The sequence below is a fragment of the Microcoleus sp. S28C3 genome, assembly GCF_036700785.1.
GTDB lineage: Bacteria > Cyanobacteriota > Cyanobacteriia > Cyanobacteriales > Microcoleaceae > Microcoleus > Microcoleus asticus.
The window spans coordinates 12,557-27,737 of the sequence record NZ_JAUBPO010000014.1; the positions used below are offsets into that span (position 1 = coordinate 12,557).

17 protein-coding genes are annotated in these 15,181 nt (G+C 45.7%); 8 read left to right on the plus strand and 9 right to left on the minus strand.

Annotated features, from left to right (window positions below):
• Positions 1 to 27: 27 nt before the first annotated feature.
• From QUA13_RS06360 to QUA13_RS06390, 7 genes are all read right to left on the minus strand, one after another.
• Positions 28 to 501: a R3H domain-containing nucleic acid-binding protein gene (locus QUA13_RS06360; protein WP_333197487.1), complete on the minus strand. Its 474-nt coding sequence runs from the start codon at positions 499 to 501 to the stop codon at positions 28 to 30.
• An 11-nt stretch (positions 502 to 512) separates the two neighbouring features.
• Positions 513 to 1,661 carry a membrane protein insertase YidC gene (gene yidC, locus QUA13_RS06365; protein WP_172184375.1) on the minus strand — a complete coding sequence of 383 codons (1,149 nt, stop codon included), beginning with the start codon at positions 1,659 to 1,661 and terminating at the stop codon, positions 513 to 515.
• A gap of 201 nt (positions 1,662 to 1,862) precedes the next feature.
• Positions 1,863 to 2,255, minus strand: coding sequence for a PH domain-containing protein (locus QUA13_RS06370; protein ID WP_172184373.1), 393 nt, complete (start codon positions 2,253 to 2,255; stop codon positions 1,863 to 1,865).
• Positions 2,227 to 2,631, minus strand: coding sequence for a ribonuclease P protein component (gene rnpA / locus QUA13_RS06375; RefSeq protein ID WP_172184371.1), 405 nt, complete (start codon positions 2,629 to 2,631; stop codon positions 2,227 to 2,229). The genes QUA13_RS06370 and rnpA overlap by 29 nt, the downstream gene beginning before the upstream one ends.
• A 42-nt stretch (positions 2,632 to 2,673) precedes the next feature.
• Entirely contained in the window at positions 2,674 to 2,811 is a 138-nt protein-coding gene (rpmH, locus tag QUA13_RS06380; protein ID WP_006632320.1) for a 50S ribosomal protein L34, read from the minus strand.
• Between the two features lie 340 nt (positions 2,812 to 3,151).
• Entirely contained in the window at positions 3,152 to 4,828 is a 1,677-nt protein-coding gene (locus tag QUA13_RS06385) for an HlyD family secretion protein (RefSeq protein WP_333197489.1), read from the minus strand.
• A 163-nt stretch (positions 4,829 to 4,991) separates the two neighbouring features.
• Positions 4,992 to 5,462 (minus strand): MarR family transcriptional regulator, encoded by a 471-nt coding sequence (locus QUA13_RS06390; RefSeq protein WP_333197491.1) that lies wholly within the window; start codon positions 5,460 to 5,462, stop codon positions 4,992 to 4,994.
• A gap of 450 nt (positions 5,463 to 5,912) precedes the next feature.
• Here QUA13_RS06390 and QUA13_RS06395 point away from each other — a divergent pair, with 450 nt between their 5' ends.
• The 7 genes from QUA13_RS06395 to QUA13_RS06425 all read left to right on the plus strand — a co-directional run bounded on the left by QUA13_RS06395 (position 5,913) and on the right by QUA13_RS06425 (position 13,488).
• On the plus strand, positions 5,913 to 6,575 hold the full coding sequence (locus QUA13_RS06395) for a class I SAM-dependent methyltransferase (RefSeq protein WP_333197493.1): 663 nt from the start codon (positions 5,913 to 5,915) through the stop codon (positions 6,573 to 6,575).
• Positions 6,576 to 6,815: 240 nt separating this feature from the next.
• The gene (locus QUA13_RS06400; RefSeq protein ID WP_246276564.1) at positions 6,816 to 6,923 is read left to right on the plus strand and encodes a hypothetical protein; all 108 of its coding nucleotides are present in this window, start codon (positions 6,816 to 6,818) and stop codon (positions 6,921 to 6,923) included.
• Between the two features lie 45 nt (positions 6,924 to 6,968).
• Entirely contained in the window at positions 6,969 to 7,679 is a 711-nt protein-coding gene (locus QUA13_RS06405) for a M15 family metallopeptidase (RefSeq protein ID WP_333197494.1), read from the plus strand.
• Positions 7,680 to 7,964: 285 nt separating this feature from the next.
• Positions 7,965 to 9,035, plus strand: a complete 1,071-nt coding sequence (locus tag QUA13_RS06410; RefSeq protein WP_333192626.1) for a glucose-1-phosphate thymidylyltransferase — start codon at positions 7,965 to 7,967, stop codon at positions 9,033 to 9,035.
• Between the two features lie 296 nt (positions 9,036 to 9,331).
• Positions 9,332 to 9,865, plus strand: a complete 534-nt coding sequence (locus tag QUA13_RS06415) for a hypothetical protein (protein WP_333197496.1) — start codon at positions 9,332 to 9,334, stop codon at positions 9,863 to 9,865.
• A gap of 258 nt (positions 9,866 to 10,123) precedes the next feature.
• A complete protein-coding gene (locus QUA13_RS06420; RefSeq protein ID WP_333197497.1) occupies positions 10,124 to 12,253 on the plus strand; it encodes a glycosyltransferase in 2,130 nt (709 codons plus the stop codon).
• 164 nt (positions 12,254 to 12,417) lie between these two features.
• A complete protein-coding gene (locus tag QUA13_RS06425) occupies positions 12,418 to 13,488 on the plus strand; it encodes a glycosyltransferase family 1 protein (protein ID WP_333197499.1) in 1,071 nt (356 codons plus the stop codon).
• Here the strand turns inward: QUA13_RS06425 and QUA13_RS06430 are convergent.
• Positions 13,471 to 13,611, minus strand: coding sequence for a hypothetical protein (locus tag QUA13_RS06430; RefSeq protein ID WP_333197501.1), 141 nt, complete (start codon positions 13,609 to 13,611; stop codon positions 13,471 to 13,473). The two genes, QUA13_RS06425 and QUA13_RS06430, sit on opposite strands and share 18 nt — an antisense overlap.
• Positions 13,612 to 13,706: 95 nt before the next feature.
• On the opposite strand from QUA13_RS06430, the gene QUA13_RS06435 reads away from it, so the two are divergent.
• The gene (locus QUA13_RS06435) at positions 13,707 to 14,789 is read left to right on the plus strand and encodes a glycosyltransferase family 1 protein (protein ID WP_333197570.1); all 1,083 of its coding nucleotides are present in this window, start codon (positions 13,707 to 13,709) and stop codon (positions 14,787 to 14,789) included.
• Between the two features lie 244 nt (positions 14,790 to 15,033).
• On the opposite strand, the gene petG is transcribed toward QUA13_RS06435, so the two are convergent.
• Complete coding sequence (petG, locus tag QUA13_RS06440) at positions 15,034 to 15,153, minus strand: cytochrome b6-f complex subunit V (RefSeq protein ID WP_006632329.1); 120 nt, start codon at positions 15,151 to 15,153, stop codon at positions 15,034 to 15,036.
• Between the last annotated feature and the right edge of the window lie 28 nt (positions 15,154 to 15,181).

Consider the following 15,181-nt stretch of genomic DNA (forward strand, 5'->3'; position numbering starts at 1 on the left):
TCCTTCTTCCTTCTTCCTTCTTTAGCGTCAGCGCAGTCGCACTACCAAACGCCGATCGGGTTCTTGTCCTTGACTGTAAGTTTCTATGTCCTCACATTCGCTCAAAAAGCTGTGGACTTGACGGCGTTCTGCCGAAGACAGCGATTTGAGTTCAAATTCAACTCCCGTCGAACGCGCTTGATCTGCTGCGTACTCTGCCATCGATCGCAATTCCTCTTGGCGGCGGATGCGATAGCCATTTAGTTCAACTGTATAAGGAATTGACTCCTCTACTTCCTGACCTATATTCTGAACCGTGTTGCAGAGGTACTGAATGGCATCTATTACATTACCGTCAGGGCCGACTAAAATTGCAACTTGTTCTGCAGTCAGATTGCTGTCATCGATTGTCATCCAATAGCAATCTTTTTGTTGTTCGCCTACAACTTTTGACGGAATGGCGGACAGTTGTAACAATTCTTCTAACCATTGCTGTCCGCGCTGCATTTGAGAGTCTTTCATTGTTGTTAAAATCAAGCCTTTTTCTTAGAACGCTTGGGCTCAAAGGGAAGTGCATCTAATCCCTGTTCTTTTTGGGTTTTTGCCTCTGCTTCGTCCACTATTTTTTGCAGGTTTTCAGGCAGCGGTTCTCGCGACAAAATAAACGCCTGAACAGTCTGGAAGATGTTAGCAATCAGCATATACATCAACACGCCAGCAGGCAGCGGGAAGAACAAAAACATCCCCGAAAATATGACTGGCGTCAGTTTGTTGACTGTAGCCTGTTGGGGGTTGTCGTTTGGTCCTTGTGCTTGTCCCGAAAGAGTTTGGTTGATATACAAACTGATGCCGAAGCCCAGGATCATCACCAAAATATCCCAGTGGATTGTACCGTCTGAGTCGATCGCGCCAACGCGGCCTAGAGCTTCAATAAACAGGAATCCTTTGTTACTAGCCAATCCGGGGATTGTGCCTTGAACTGTGGCTTCACCGGGCGCTAAGGCCGTGATGTTGCCCTGTTCATCTACCTTGACTACTTCTTCGCCTTTGATGACTTTCCAGCCGGGTTCAAAGTCGATTTCGCTCTTATTTTCTGTCGCTAAAACTTTGAGAGGTTTGCCCTCTGGGGTTTGAAAATTAATCTTGGTTGTGTCGCCGACTGCGAGTTTGTCGCCGCCTGGAATTACCCCCACAACAGGAGCATGAAAAGTACCTGTGACGTAAATATTTTGGGGCGGTGTAGCAAAAGCTTGCGGTTGAACAGTTTCGATTTGTTCTTTCGGCAAAACTTGAACGTTGACGCTGTAATTTATGTCAGAAAACGGCGAGCCCCGGAGAGTTGCAAACAGTGCAAACAGCACTGGCATTTGCAGCACCAACGGGAAGCATCCTGCTAGAGGATTGCCGAATTCTTTGTATACTTTGCTCATTTCCTCCTGCTGTTTGGCAGGATTGTCTTTATAGAGTTTTTGAATTTGATCTACTCGCTCTTTCATCAACGGCTGCGCTACTTTCATGCGCCGCATATTGCGAAGAGAGCCTGCGTTGAGAGGATAAAGAGCAAAGCGAATCACCAGCGTCAGTGCTACGATCGCTAAACCGTAGCTTGGCACGATCCCGTAGAAAAAATCTAGGATCGGCAGCATTAGGTTGTTGGAGAGAAACGAGATACCAAAATCCATTCGCTTTGAGTTAATTTAGTTGCTCTATGTTTGCTGTTGAGAACTATTTTTACCCGCTTAACGCGAGCCGCCTCAATTTTCAGGGTTTTGTCTCTATCTTAGGACATGGCCCGTCGATCGACCGCCCGCTAGCGGTTTGTTGTAATGAGTTTGCCAATACTCGCACTGACTTTACCTTGATTTGAGGGCAAAGCGGTTCGGTTATTTAGCTTGGGCCGCGTTTGCTTTTTGAGCTGCTGCGGGCAGTTTTTCGTTAATGTAGTCATACATTGCTCGAAATTTCGGAATAGCCCTGAGTTCCAAGCGGCTGCCATTTTTCATGGTCAGCACCATGTCTCCGTAAGTCCCGAAACCGCGAGGCACTGTGACGATTTTGACTATATCTGAGTAGATAACGTCTGTCTGATCGCCCCCCATCCAACCGCTAGTTACGGACACTCGGCGGCTGGTGATCCGATACCGCAGCCACAGAGCCCGGACAATTGCTCCTACTGCGAGGGGGATGCCGACGACTGTCAGCCCAAGGAGTAAGTTGATGATCAAGTCTCCCGGCGCGGGGCCGCCTTCATAATATACTTCCTCTCGAATTCCCATCTAGTACCTCGGCTTCTACCAACAACTGCTCTAATTCTTGCAGAATTTCTGCATAATTGCACTCTTGTGCGATCGGGCGCACGACAATTACTAAATCCCACCCGAATTTTAATCGGGGCAATAGTTGTCGCAAAGCTGCCCGAATCTGGCGTTTAATCCGGTTGCGGACTACAGCGCGTTTGCTGACTTTCAGGCTGATAGAAATGCCTGTACGAGTGGGCTGCAAGGATTTTTCGGCTGTCGGTTTGGCGAGTTCGGCGCTTTTTGGTTTGCGCAGAGCTCTTAAGCTGAAATGAGCGGAGTTACGGCGCATTCCCTTGCGGTAGACGGCGCTGAAGTCTTTTCGGTGCTTGAGTCGGTTTGTCTCGGGCAACATGGCGTAGGGCGATCGTTAAGGCCTCTCAACCTTGATGCAGTGCTAGACTGCGAGGCGGTGGCGACCTTTGCTGCGGCGGGCTTTGATTACCAATCGACCGGTTGCGGTGCGCATTCTGGCGCGAAAACCGGATGTTCTTTTTCTTTTGCGGCTGGTTCCGTGCAGGGTTTGCTGTGTCATTTTGATTTCTCTCGGCTTGTTACTTTACTTTAGATTAATATTCACAATCTTCTAGTTTACCATACAGTTGTTTTGTTGGCAATAATTTTTTTCCGATTTGAATCGATCGCCAAAATCACTAAGCAATAACCCGCGATCGATCTGGCGAACGAAGTTTCGGTTTCGTTTTTACTACTATATCCCTAACTTTCCAAGATGATATTGCAAGGGCGATCGCCCTTAACCGAAAAAATCAAACCCCAGACTTTTAAAACTTCTCAAACTCCCAGAAGTCGGAGATTTCCTCTTCTCTTCACAAAAAATCAAATCCCCGACTTCTAAATTCATCCGTGTTCTTCCCTTATTTCAGTTCCACATTTACCGTAGCAGACATCCCCGGTGCAATTCGCGATTCATAGCCTTTAACGCTTTCAGCATCAAAGACAACTTTTACCGGAATCCGCTGCACAACTTTGGTGAAATTGCCCGTAGCATTATCGGGAGGTAATAAGGAGAATTGAGCGCCAGAAGCAGGGGAGAAACTATCGAGATGACCTTCAAACTTGCGACCACCAAAAGCATCTAATTTGATTTCTACTTTTTGGCCTGGTTTCATATTTGCCAGTTGCGTTTCTTTGAAGTTGGCAACTACCCACAAATCGTTACTGACGATCGCCATTAACGGAGTTCCCGACTGCACCCGCTGCCCGACTTCAACGGATTTGCGGCCGATTTGTCCGGCGGCGGGAGCAGTAATATTCGTGTAGGAAAGTTGCAGTTGAGCGTCTTTAACCGCGGCTTCCGATTGCCCGATCGCAGCTTTAGCAGCATCATACTGCGATCGGCTGACTTTAGTTTGTTCGCCCGTAGCTTCAGCTTGTTGCAATCCGCCCTTTGACGCAGCAAGTTTAGCTTGGGCGGTGCTGATGCCTTCTTCGGCTAGGGCGACTTTGGCTTGGGCGCTGGCGACGCCAACTTGGGCCTGGGCTACTTGGGCTTGGGCTTGTTTTACTCCTTCTTGAGCTTGGGCTACTGCTGCTTGGGCTTCGGTTACGCCTTCTTTGGCTTGGGCTAAGCGCGCTCTGGCTTGGGCAATTCCTTGTTGGGCTGCGGTAGTTTGGCCTTGGGCTACTTCGTAGGCGGCTCTGGCTGCGTCTAGCTGCTGGCGGGCGATCGCACCTTCTTGCTGCAAGCTTTCGTACCGTCTGTAATCAGCTTGCGTCTTGACGAGGTTGGCTTGCGCTTGTGCTAGCTGAGCTTGCGCAGCAGCAATGCCGGCTTCGGCTTCCGTCACCTTGGCTTGAGCTTGCGGAATTCCGGCTTGAGCTTGGGCAACTTTGGCTTGCGCTGCGGGCACGCCGGCTTCGGCTTCGGCTACCGCAGCTTCTGCCGCAGGTACGCCTTGTTGCGCTTCTCTAATTGCTGCTTGGGCGGTGGAAATGGCAGCGTTGGCGCTGCCAATATCTCCTTGAGCTTGGGCAGTTTTGCCTTGGCTGGTTTGGGCGGCTAGGGAAATATTGGCTTCGGCTGCTTCGGCTTGGCGGCGGGCATTTTCTAAGGCTGCTTGGGCTTGTTGGACTTTAACTTGGTAGTCGCGGGGGTCGAGTTTGATCAGCAGTTGTCCGGGTTTTACTTGTTGGTTGTCTTGTACTAAGACTTCGCCGACTGTACCGTTGATGCGGCTGCTGACTTGGTGGATGTGTCCGGCAACTGTAGCATTGTCGGTTTCTTGGTGGATGGAGGCGTATTGCCAGTAGTGGTAGCCGAAGCTGCCTGCGGCGATCGCCCCTATGCCCAGCGCTGCGAAAATCAGCGGTTTCTTGGACTTTTTCTTGGGTGTTGCAGCCGCCGGTAGGGGTGCTTGCAGTTCTGTTTCTGCGTCGGTTTTGACATCGGCGGGGGCGCTGATTTCTGTTTCTGGGGCGGGCGTTACGGGTAGGCTTTTAGCTATGGTGTCGTCGATCGGCTTTTCTAATACGGCGACTGCTTTGCCGTTACCGTTGAATTCTGCTGGGTTGGTTTCGTTTGTGCCTTTCATGGTATTTGATTCCTGATACTTTAGTAAGATGTCGTTTGTTTAGGGTGCGTAGTTTTAATTTAGTAAGACGGCTTTTTTTAAGAGTGCGTAGTATTTTGCGGTTATTTGTAATGTACTGGAGGTAGATGCTGCTGCACTTCACTCAAAAGATTGATTTGTTGGTTTAGGAAAGATTCAGGATCGCGATATCGATCAGTTGGGAAAAGAGTTCTCGATCGGCCTGTGAAAAGCCCTCGACAGCTCGATCTCTGATTTTAGCTACCAGCGGGGGCAATACCTCTTGCAGTTGCGTGCCGGAGTCTGTCAGCCAAATGCGCCATATACGGCGATCGCGGGTGTCTCTCTCCCGGCGGACTAGGCCTCTTTCTTCCATGCGATCTAGCACGCCTGTCAGCGTCCCGCCTACCTGTTGCAGTTTGTCGCCAATGCTGGAAGTCGGCAAACCGTCTTCTTGCCACAAGCAGCACAGTACCAGCCAGTGAAAAGGTGTCAATCCAAAGGGTTCAAGTACCTCTTGCAGCCTGCGACTGCTTAGCTGTGCCAGAAGTTTGAGCCGGTAGCCCAGGCTGTGCGGGGCGAGAACGTCGTGCCACTGAGCTAGATTTATGCGATCGACAGTGGGTGTAATAACCATAGGTTTATTAGTTAGCGTTCGTATTATTAGAGTAGGATATTTTTTGGGTGTTGTCAAGGGGGCGCAAGCAGATTTTTTGAGGCCGACAGCTATGCTAAAACCGGGAATCCCCCTGGGACTTAAGTCCCAGGCTAAAAGCTGAAATCGGTTGAAACCGACTAAAAAATTCAAGCTTAACTGATGGGATGCTCGATCGTTCGATCGAGACTGCCACTGCTGTTTAGTCCACTTAAAGTGGACTTTAGCTGTAAGCCAGGAACTTAAGTCCCTGGCGGACTCGTGGTTACACTCGCAGACTGTGGCGCTGCGGAGGATGTGTAGCTTTCCATAGGATTATCGATCCCACTCTGACCATCACCCGAGTGCCGGATGTCCGCCCTGCGAGGTGTGTTTACATTTCTTAATTTTTCTTAAACTAGAAAGGGTAAATCTAGTTTGCGATCAGAATTTATGTTGCTTCCAGCCGACAAACGCACCAAGTTAGACGACACCGACGACAATTTGTTCTATTCCTATCCCCGGTTTGTGACTCATGTAGACGATGGATTTATTCAGCAACTAACGGATTTATATCGGGAACGGCTGAAACCGAATACTCGGATTTTTGATATGATGAGCAGTTGGGTTTCTCACTTCCCCGACGAGATGCAATTTGCCCATGTTGAAGGGCACGGCATGAATGAAGAGGAGTTGGCAAAAAATCCCAGACTAAATCATTATTTTGTGCAGAATTTGAACGCAAATCCCAAATTGCCGCTGCCGGATGCAGAGTTTGACGCTGTTGTCAACTGCGTTTCGGTACAGTATTTGCAACACCCGGATGCGATTTTTGCCGAGATTCACCGGATATTGAAGCCAGGTGGCGTAGCAATTGTGAGCTTTTCCAACCGGATGTTTTATCAAAAGGCGATCGCGGCTTGGCGGGAAGGTTCGGAGGGCGATCGGGTAGAATTAGTCAAGAGTTACTTTGATTCTGTAAAAGGAGCGAATATACCCGGATTTAGCAAGCCGGAAGTAATAGTTCGCAAGCCTAACTTGCCGAGTTTTATGCAAATGCTGCGAATAGGAAGCGGCGATCCTTTTTATGCGGTAGTTGCATACCGCCAAAGTTAATTTTTTTTTGCAGTAAGGACTTTATGACTTTAGGTGAACATTGAAAGGACTAAAGTCCTTACTAAAAAGCGATGGAAAGCTATGTTTTTTAGTTTAGGATATATTGAATATTTGCTCCTAAAATATGGAAAACTAACTTTTGTAGTGCGTCACACTCGCTCCAAATATCTGTCACGGAAACCTTAAATTCGCGGTCTACGATATCCAGTAGAGTTTATTCTTGAATTATTCAGTTATGGTATGAATGCTAAAGAAATTATAGATGACTATGAAGATTTACAACATGAGGATATTCTAGCTGCTTTGCTATGTGCAGCGCGGCTGACTCAAGAGAAAAGCATATACTGAGTAGGGTAGCTCATCAGTAATCATAAAGTAGGGTAACACCTTGATATGAAACCATACCAGCAAATAGCGATCGACGAATGCGGCGAACCATTAGTCCCCATTCCACCAGAACATTTTGCCTTTGAAATCCCGCACCCTTATCAAAACTTGGGTGCTCCCTATCACAACAGCAAAGCAGATTCGCCTTACTATTTGCGGCAAGGAGTTGTAGATAGTTTAATCGCAGCTAAAACTGAGCTACAGCAAAATTATCAAAATTGGAAAATTATGATATTTGACGCTTATCGGCCGGTGGAAGTCCAGCAATTTATGGTAGATTATACTTTTAATCAAATTGCCCTAGCTCAAGGCTGCGAATTTCCAGTTTCAGAAGACAAACGCCAAGTAATTATAGAACACGTATATCAATTTTGGGCAGTACCCAGCCTCGATCGCGCGACACCTCCCCCTCACAGTACAGGTGCTGCTTTAGATGTAACTTTAGCCGATAAAAATAATCGGCCAATTGATATGGGTTCTCCGATTGATGAAATATCAGAACGTTCTTATCCAGATTATTTTGCTAACAGCAATCACCCACAAGAACAGCAATATCACCGTCACAGGCAAATCTTAAAAAATGCGATGATAAATGCGGGTTTTCAGCAGCATCCTAACGAATGGTGGCATTTTTGTCTGGGCGATCAGATGTGGGCTTGGTTGACAAATCAAAACAATAGTGGTAATCAATTGATTGCCCGATACGGCCGCTATTAAAACGGTACGCAATTAAATCTGGACTGGTGGACTCGCAACCTTGAGAAATCGGGTTTATGGACAAAAAACCTCAGCTTTTAGGTGCTTTCTTCGGGAAGAAACCTGGTTCCTGACACTCTATGCGTCCAAGACTATAAAAGCTCGATCGGCATAAATAATTTGTATCATCAGACACGACAACTATTGCCAGCGGGGTAGCAGTGCTTTAAAATCAACAAGAGCGAACAAGTGCCGGCAAATCGAGTCAGCACCGCAAACCCTAAAGGATAACTCAAAGTTCACCCAATGAAAGCACTCATCCTCTCTGGCGGCAAAGGAACACGCTTGCGTCCCCTCACCTATACGGGTGCTAAGCAATTGGTTCCTGTAGCAAATAAGCCGATACTGTGGTACGGAATTGAAGGAATTGTGGCGGCTGGGATTACGGATATTGGGATTATTATTAGTCCCGAAACCGGGGAAGAGGTGAAGACGAAAACAGGAGATGGATCTCGCTTCGGTGCAAAAATTACTTATATTTTGCAAGCAGAGCCGGCGGGTCTCGCTCACGCGGTGAAAGTTGCTAGACCGTTTTTGGGCGATTCTCCCTTTATTATGTATTTGGGAGATAACTTAATTGAGAATCAGCTAGATCCGTTTTTAGAAATTTTTAACAAGCAAAAACTAGACGCTCTGATTTTGCTGCGTCCAGTTCCCAATCCCTCTGCTTTCGGTGTTGCGAAAGTTGATGAAAAAGGAAGAGTTTTGGAGTTAGTAGAAAAACCACAAGTTCCGCCATCGAATTTAGCACTGGTGGGGATTTACTTTTTTGCTCCTACTATTCACGAGGCGATCGATCAAATTCAACCCTCTGCCCGCGGCGAACTGGAAATTACAGACGCTATTCAACAGCTCATGAATCAGGAAAAACAGGTAGAAGCCTGCAATTTAGAGGGTTGGTGGCTGGATACGGGGAAAAAAGACGATTTGCTGAGTGCAAACCAAATCATTTTAGATAGCCGTATCGTAGCTTCAACTGAATTAAAAGTAGACGCAAAAAGTCAAATTATCGGACGAGTCCAAATAGGCGAAGGAACGGAAATCATTAATTCTACAGTTCGCGGCCCAGTGGTAATTGGGGAAAATTGCCGCATTGAAAATTGCTTTATTGGGCCTTACAGCAGTATTGCCGATCGCGTGACGATGATTGATGCTGATATCGAACACAGCGTAATATTGCAAGGGGCGAAAATAGTTGGCATTCACCAGCGAATTGTTGACAGCGTGATCGGGCAGCGAGCTCAACTAACCAATGCACCGGCTCGTCCAAAAGCTCTGCGGTTTATGATTGGTGATGACAGTCAGATTGAGTTATAGCAATCCTTGCAGGAGTCGTAAACTTTTTACCCCACCCCAACCCTCCCCTTGGTAAGGGGAGGGAGTAAGAAATTCACAAATGATTTAGGATTGCTATAGCTTAAATTGAGATATTGCCAATATCGGAAGCAATAATCCTGATTTAACAAGAGATGAATTTTCTTGTGGGGCGGGCATCCTGCCCGGCCTTGAACAGCCAAGATGCCTGTTCCACAATTAGTTACAATTATTATTCAAGCAGCCAAGATGCCTGTTCCATAATAAGTCATACTAAGTTATCTAAAGGAGAGGAAAGTTTGCAGTACGAAGAAATACCAACTCAACAAATCATAGATAGATTGCGGCAAACTTTGGAGCCGCGAATTGGTATTGCTGAGCCGTCGCTGTTGGGAACAGAAAATAGTGCGATCGCCCAAAATGAAGATGACGAAGACATCGCCCTTTTAAAGGCGGGTTTCGACATTTATAACATACCAATTACCTCTTACCAAAGACGGCTGGGTTCCGCAGTAATTGCAGTTAGAAAAATAGTCCGAAAATTACTTAGACCCGTACTTGAACGACAAGTAATTTACAATTTCGCTAATACCCGCGTCGTTCAAACATTGAGCATTCAATTGCAAAAATTGCAAGAAAATCAACAAAGCCTAGAGAAAAAATTTCAATCCGAATTCAGCAGCGGATATCCCGAAGTTACAGCACAGCTTGAGACTCAACAAAATGCGATCGCAACTTTTCAGTCTGAAATAGAGCAAATTAAAGCAGTGCAGCAGCAACATACTGCTATTTTAGAGAAGATTACCGCTCAATTGCTCGATCGACAACAATAAAGCATCAAAGATGACCCAAAATAATTTGGTCACAAGGCCCCAGATTTATTCGCGAGAGCAATGGTTCAATGCTTCAATCTAAAATCTAAAATTATTCAATTCCTCAATCTAAAATCCCCAATTCCAAATCGAAAATTCCTCAATTATTCAATTTTTAAATCGAAAATTTTTCAATCCCAAATCGAAAATCGAAACTTCTTCAATCCTTCAATTACTCAATCTAAAATCTAAAATCTAAAATCTAAAATCTAAAATCGAATGACTGCACTGCCAATATGCTCGTTAATTATAGTCAACTATAACGGTCTGCGCCACACGAAAGATTGCTTAAAATCTCTACAAAAACTTGCGTATCCCGAATCGCAGCTAGATTTAATTGTAATTGATAATTGTTCTCAAGACGATTCCGTTAATTCCCTGCGCGAACTATTTCCAAAAGTTCGCATTTTTGTCAACTCCGCCAACAACTTTGCGAAAGCCCTCAACCTCGGCATCAGCGAAGCGAAAGGGCAATATATCGGCTTTCTAAATAACGATGCCACCCTTGACAGTCGCTGGTTAGAGATACTTGTCAAACGGCTAGAAACTAATAAAGAAGTAGGTGCGACTAGCGGCAAATTGCTGTTTAAAGACGGGCGAATTAACAGCGCAGGTATTCAGCAATTACCTAATTTTTATTGGCAAGATGTCGGCTTTGGCGAAAAAGATTCGGGACAGTACGATACAGAACGGGAAGTCGAAGGGCTTTGTTGGGCGGCGGTGCTTTTCCGCAGGGAATGTCTGGAAGATGTGGGGCCGATAGATGAAGATTTTGTGATGTATTTTGAGGATGTAGAGTTTGCCAAACGCTGCCACAAACGCGGTTGGAAAATGCTTTATATTCCCGCCGCTATAGCCCATCACGAGTATCGGGGTTCGAGTAAAGGCAGCAAACTTACCGAGTATTTCTGCAACCGCAATCGGTTTCTGTATTTGGCAAAACACGAACCTTTGCAATTAGTCAAAGGAATTCATACTTCGGATTTTTTTACTAACAAGCAGTACGATTTGCTGTTCGAGAGTTTATTTGTAGCGATTAAAAAAATTCTAGATTATCAAAAACCGGAAATCATCGAAACTGTAATCCCGCAGTTGTCGGAAAAGTTGGCGGTGATTTACAGTCGCCTGAAGGTCGATCGCATTTTATCTCGGTTACAGGTGGTTCGGGGCGATCGCAAAATGTCGATCGCCATTTACGATCACGGACTGCATTTTATTGGTGGCGGTCAAAAATACGTCGCTACCATCGCCTCGCTGCTACAAAATGAATTTGACATTACTTTTATCGCCCACAAACCAGTTGCTGTTTCCGACTTAGAATCGTGGTACGGACTCAACCTTTCAGGATGCAAAATTAAAATTATGCCCTTGGCGTTTTACGAGAAACGCGGAATGCAGTGCATCGATTCCAGCATCATTGTGGAGGATATGGAAAATCCCTTTGATGAAATTGCCAGAGAAAGCAAAAACTACGATATTTTTATCAACGCGAACCAACTGGAAAAAGTTAAACCACTGTCGCCAATCTCCATATTTTTCTGCCACTTTCCCAATACTTTCCGCAACCGTCACTTTGCAGTCGATGATTACACTTTCATTATTGCCAACAGTCAATTTACTGTCAAGTGGTTGGAGAAACGCTGGAACTTAAAGCCCACTTTTCTGCTTTATCCCCCGGTGGAAATGGCAACAGTTAAAGTGCCGAAAGAAAACATAATTTTGGCGGTGGGACAGTTTGAAGCTGGGGGAACAAAAAAGCAAATTGAACTAATTAAAGCTTTCCGCAGTTTGCTAGCGGATTATCCCGAAGAATTTCAAGGATGGCGGCTAATTTTAGCCGGTAGCAGCATTCCCCGCAATCCTTATTTAAAGACTGTTCAGAATTTATTGAAGCAAGATTCAAGGGCGATCGAACTCATAGTCAATGCTGATTTCGATGAGGTAAAATCACTTTATGCTAGAGCGAGCATATTCTGGCACGCCTGCGGTTTGGGTGAAGTCAATCCTCAAAGATTTGAGCATTTCGGGATGGCGACTGTAGAAGCAATGCAAAATAGTTGTGCTCCCATTGTTTTCAACGGTGGTGGCCAACCGGAAATTGTCGAACATGGGCGATCGGGCTTTTTGTTCAATACCGTTGAGGAACTGTGCCAGCATTCACATCAACTAATTGTTAATCCCGATTTGCTAGCAGAACTTCAAGCAGGTGCACAGCAGCGCAGTCAGAACTTTAGACTTGCACGTTTCGATAAAAAAGTCAAGAGTTTTTTTGAGATTATTCACCAAGAATATGCTACAATTCGGCTGCCAAATCCTGCCGATATAGCTCAAATGCTCGATCGAGCTTAAAGGCTAATTAAATAGTCCACCAGGGGTTAAAATCCTTAGCCCAAAGCTAAAGTCTTTTTGCATAGGACTAATATCAAAGTCGATTTTTTTAGCGTTTTCTTGAGTCCGCGTAGGCGGACTTTGTATGTGTAGTCGCGACTTCCAGTCGCCGGATATCTAAAATCATGTCTAATTCACTGTTAATCAATTTATCATTTTTAACTCCCGAACCAACTGGAATCGGGACTTATGCCACTAATATTTTCCCAGAACTGCAACAGCTAAAACCAACATTACTTGTTTCCCAGCAAATTGACAATTATACTTGCTATCAAATTCCCGAAACTCTGACACCGAATCGCGGCCCGAAAGGACAAGTTGACAGGCTGCGGTGGACTCAGTTTGAGTTACCTAAAATCTACCAAAAATTGCAGTCAATCCTGATATTTTCCCCTATTCCCGAAGCACCTTTGTATTCCGGCTGCCGCTACATTGTCACTGTTCACGATTTAATCCCTTTGCGATTTCCCCAACGGTTTTCTCGCTTAACAGCTTATTTTCGCTACTACATACCGCAGGTTTTGAGGCAAGCAGAACACATTATTTGCGATTCTCAAGCAACGGCGGCAGATGTTGCTAACTTTTTCCAAATTCCGCCTAAAAAGATGACCGCAATTCCCCTAGCTTGCGATAATATTAATTTTAGATATCTCGACTTGCCAACCAAAAATTATTTTCTTTATACCGGCAGACACGATCCTTATAAAAACTTAGAAAGATTAATTGCTGCATTTGCGAGTTTGCCCGATCGCGCCAACTGCGAATTGTGGCTAGCAGGGCCTCCCAATGCCTACACGCCGCAGTTGACAGCACAAGTTGAACAATTAGGTTTACAATCTTTGGTAAAGTTTCTCGGTTACGTTCCCTATTCTCAATTGCCCGTACTGATGAATCAGGCGATCGCCCTAGTTTTCCCTACACTTTGGGAAGGATTCGGCTTACCAATTTTAGAAGCAATGGCTTGCGGCACACCCGTCATCGCATCCAACCTGTCATCGATGCCAGAAGTAGCCGGAGATGCCGCATTATTAGTCAATCCTTACAGCGTCGGAGAAATAGCCGAAGCCATGCAAACAGTAGCCACAGATTCAAAAGTGCGATCGAACTTAAAAACTGCGAGTTTAGCCAGATCGGCTCAATTTAGCTGGAACAAAACCGGAACAGCAACCGCCAACATCTTACAGCAATATCTTTAAATCTTCCCTCTCTTCCTTTCTCTTCTCTGCACCCTCTGCGGTTAAACTCACATCTTGCACCATTGTCAGCAACAGGCAAGATGCCTGTTCCACAAGAAAATTTATCTTTTGTGGAACAGGCATCTTGCCTGTTCATAAAAGGCTAATTAAGAATGGTGCAATATCTCAGGTTAAATAAAAAAAATCCCACCCAAAAACCGCAATCTACATATTATCTCATGCCCAATCCCCAATCCAACCTGCTCATTAACCTCTCCTTCCTAATTTCCAAACCAACCGGGTTAGCCATCTACGCTAAAAACCTATTTCCCCACCTAAAATCCCTCAATCCAACATTACTAACAGCAGAAAAATTTCCCAATAACAACTGCTACCAAATCCCCGCTAACTTAACACCAGAAGAAGGAACCAAAGGACACATCAACCGATTGCTGTGGACACAAACCGAACTCCCCAAAATTTACAAACAGCTAAAATCTAACCTGTTATTTTCTCCAATTCCCGAAGCTCCTCTATTTACAGGTTGCCGCTATATAATTACAGTACATGACTTGATAGCGCTGCGATTTCCCCGCCGCTTCGATCCTCTGACACCTTACCACCGCTACTACATTCCCCAGGTGCTGCGGCAGGCTCAACACGTCATTTGCGACTCTGAATCAACTGCCAACGATATCGCTAATTTTTGCAATATTCCTACTAATTTAATTACGCCAATTTTCCCCGGATACGATACCAGTTTTTTCCGTTTTTTAGGCATACCAACCAGCAATTATTTTCTTTATATCGGCCGCCACAATCCCTATAAAAACGTGCAGCGAGTTGTAGCAGCGTTTGCTGCTTTGCCAGATAATTCCGAGTACGAATTGTGGATAGCAGGTTCGGAAGACAAACGCTATACGCCGCTGCTGAAAGCGCAGGTTCAAGAATTCGGATTGTTCGATCGAGTAAAATTCTTAGACTACATTCCCGCGGCCGACTTGCCCAAAGTCATCAACCAAGCGATCGCCCTGGTTTTCCCCAGCCTTTGGGAAGGATTCGGCCTCCCCGTGCTCGAAGCAATGGCCTGCGGCACTCCTGTAATCACCTCTAACCTGTCTTCAATGCCAGAAGTGGCGGGGGGTGCATCCTTATTAGTCAACCCCTACAGCGTCGAGGAAATTGCCTCTGCTATGCACCAGCTTGCAGTGGATGCCAAAGTTCGATCGCAATTGCGGGAGCTCGGTTTAGCCAGAGCAAAACAATTTAGCTGGGAAAAAACAGGCCTGGAAACTGCTGCTATTCTCGATCGATATATCTAATTTTTCTATTCTGACAGCACAGAGAATCGTATTGAGGGTGCGATCGCATTTAGGGTGCGATCGCCACCGGTGTCAGCAGACATCAGGGAAATAGAAGCTACAAGCCCGATCTCATGTCTGGCAAATTAACAGCAATTAAGCTCGGGGACGGGTTTTGTAGAGGCGGGTTCGCCAATATCTACGATTCAGATCCAGGGTATTTGTCAACCCGCCCTTCCCGCCCATTTCGGCAAAATTCGCCCTTTTACTTGTTGATACCCAACTGATCGCCGCGCTTGTACTGCTGATAAGCAGCAAAAAACAGCCCCGCCAGAGTAACAAAGATTAGACCCAGAACAATACCTGAAAGCAGCGGTTCTACCATGAGATCTCCTTAACGTTAAGATTTAACA

Coding starts and splice junctions, on each gene's coding strand:
- QUA13_RS06360 (WP_333197487.1), bottom strand. CDS start 501: ATGAAAGACTCTCAAATGCAGCGCGGACAGCAATGGTTAGAAGAATTG.
- yidC (WP_172184375.1), bottom strand. CDS start 1,661: ATGGATTTTGGTATCTCGTTTCTCTCCAACAACCTAATGCTGCCGATC.
- QUA13_RS06370 (WP_172184373.1), bottom strand. CDS start 2,255: ATGGGAATTCGAGAGGAAGTATATTATGAAGGCGGCCCCGCGCCGGGA.
- rnpA (WP_172184371.1), bottom strand. CDS start 2,631: ATGTTGCCCGAGACAAACCGACTCAAGCACCGAAAAGACTTCAGCGCC.
- rpmH (WP_006632320.1), bottom strand. CDS start 2,811: ATGACACAGCAAACCCTGCACGGAACCAGCCGCAAAAGAAAAAGAACA.
- QUA13_RS06385 (WP_333197489.1), bottom strand. CDS start 4,828: ATGAAAGGCACAAACGAAACCAACCCAGCAGAATTCAACGGTAACGGC.
- QUA13_RS06390 (WP_333197491.1), bottom strand. CDS start 5,462: ATGGTTATTACACCCACTGTCGATCGCATAAATCTAGCTCAGTGGCAC.
- QUA13_RS06395 (WP_333197493.1), top strand. CDS start 5,913: ATGTTGCTTCCAGCCGACAAACGCACCAAGTTAGACGACACCGACGAC.
- QUA13_RS06400 (WP_246276564.1), top strand. CDS start 6,816: ATGAATGCTAAAGAAATTATAGATGACTATGAAGATTTACAACATGAG.
- QUA13_RS06405 (WP_333197494.1), top strand. CDS start 6,969: ATGAAACCATACCAGCAAATAGCGATCGACGAATGCGGCGAACCATTA.
- QUA13_RS06410 (WP_333192626.1), top strand. CDS start 7,965: ATGAAAGCACTCATCCTCTCTGGCGGCAAAGGAACACGCTTGCGTCCC.
- QUA13_RS06420 (WP_333197497.1), top strand. CDS start 10,124: ATGACTGCACTGCCAATATGCTCGTTAATTATAGTCAACTATAACGGT.
- QUA13_RS06425 (WP_333197499.1), top strand. CDS start 12,418: ATGTCTAATTCACTGTTAATCAATTTATCATTTTTAACTCCCGAACCA.
- QUA13_RS06430 (WP_333197501.1), bottom strand. CDS start 13,611: ATGCCTGTTCCACAAAAGATAAATTTTCTTGTGGAACAGGCATCTTGC.
- QUA13_RS06435 (WP_333197570.1), top strand. CDS start 13,707: ATGCCCAATCCCCAATCCAACCTGCTCATTAACCTCTCCTTCCTAATT.
- petG (WP_006632329.1), bottom strand. CDS start 15,153: ATGGTAGAACCGCTGCTTTCAGGTATTGTTCTGGGTCTAATCTTTGTT.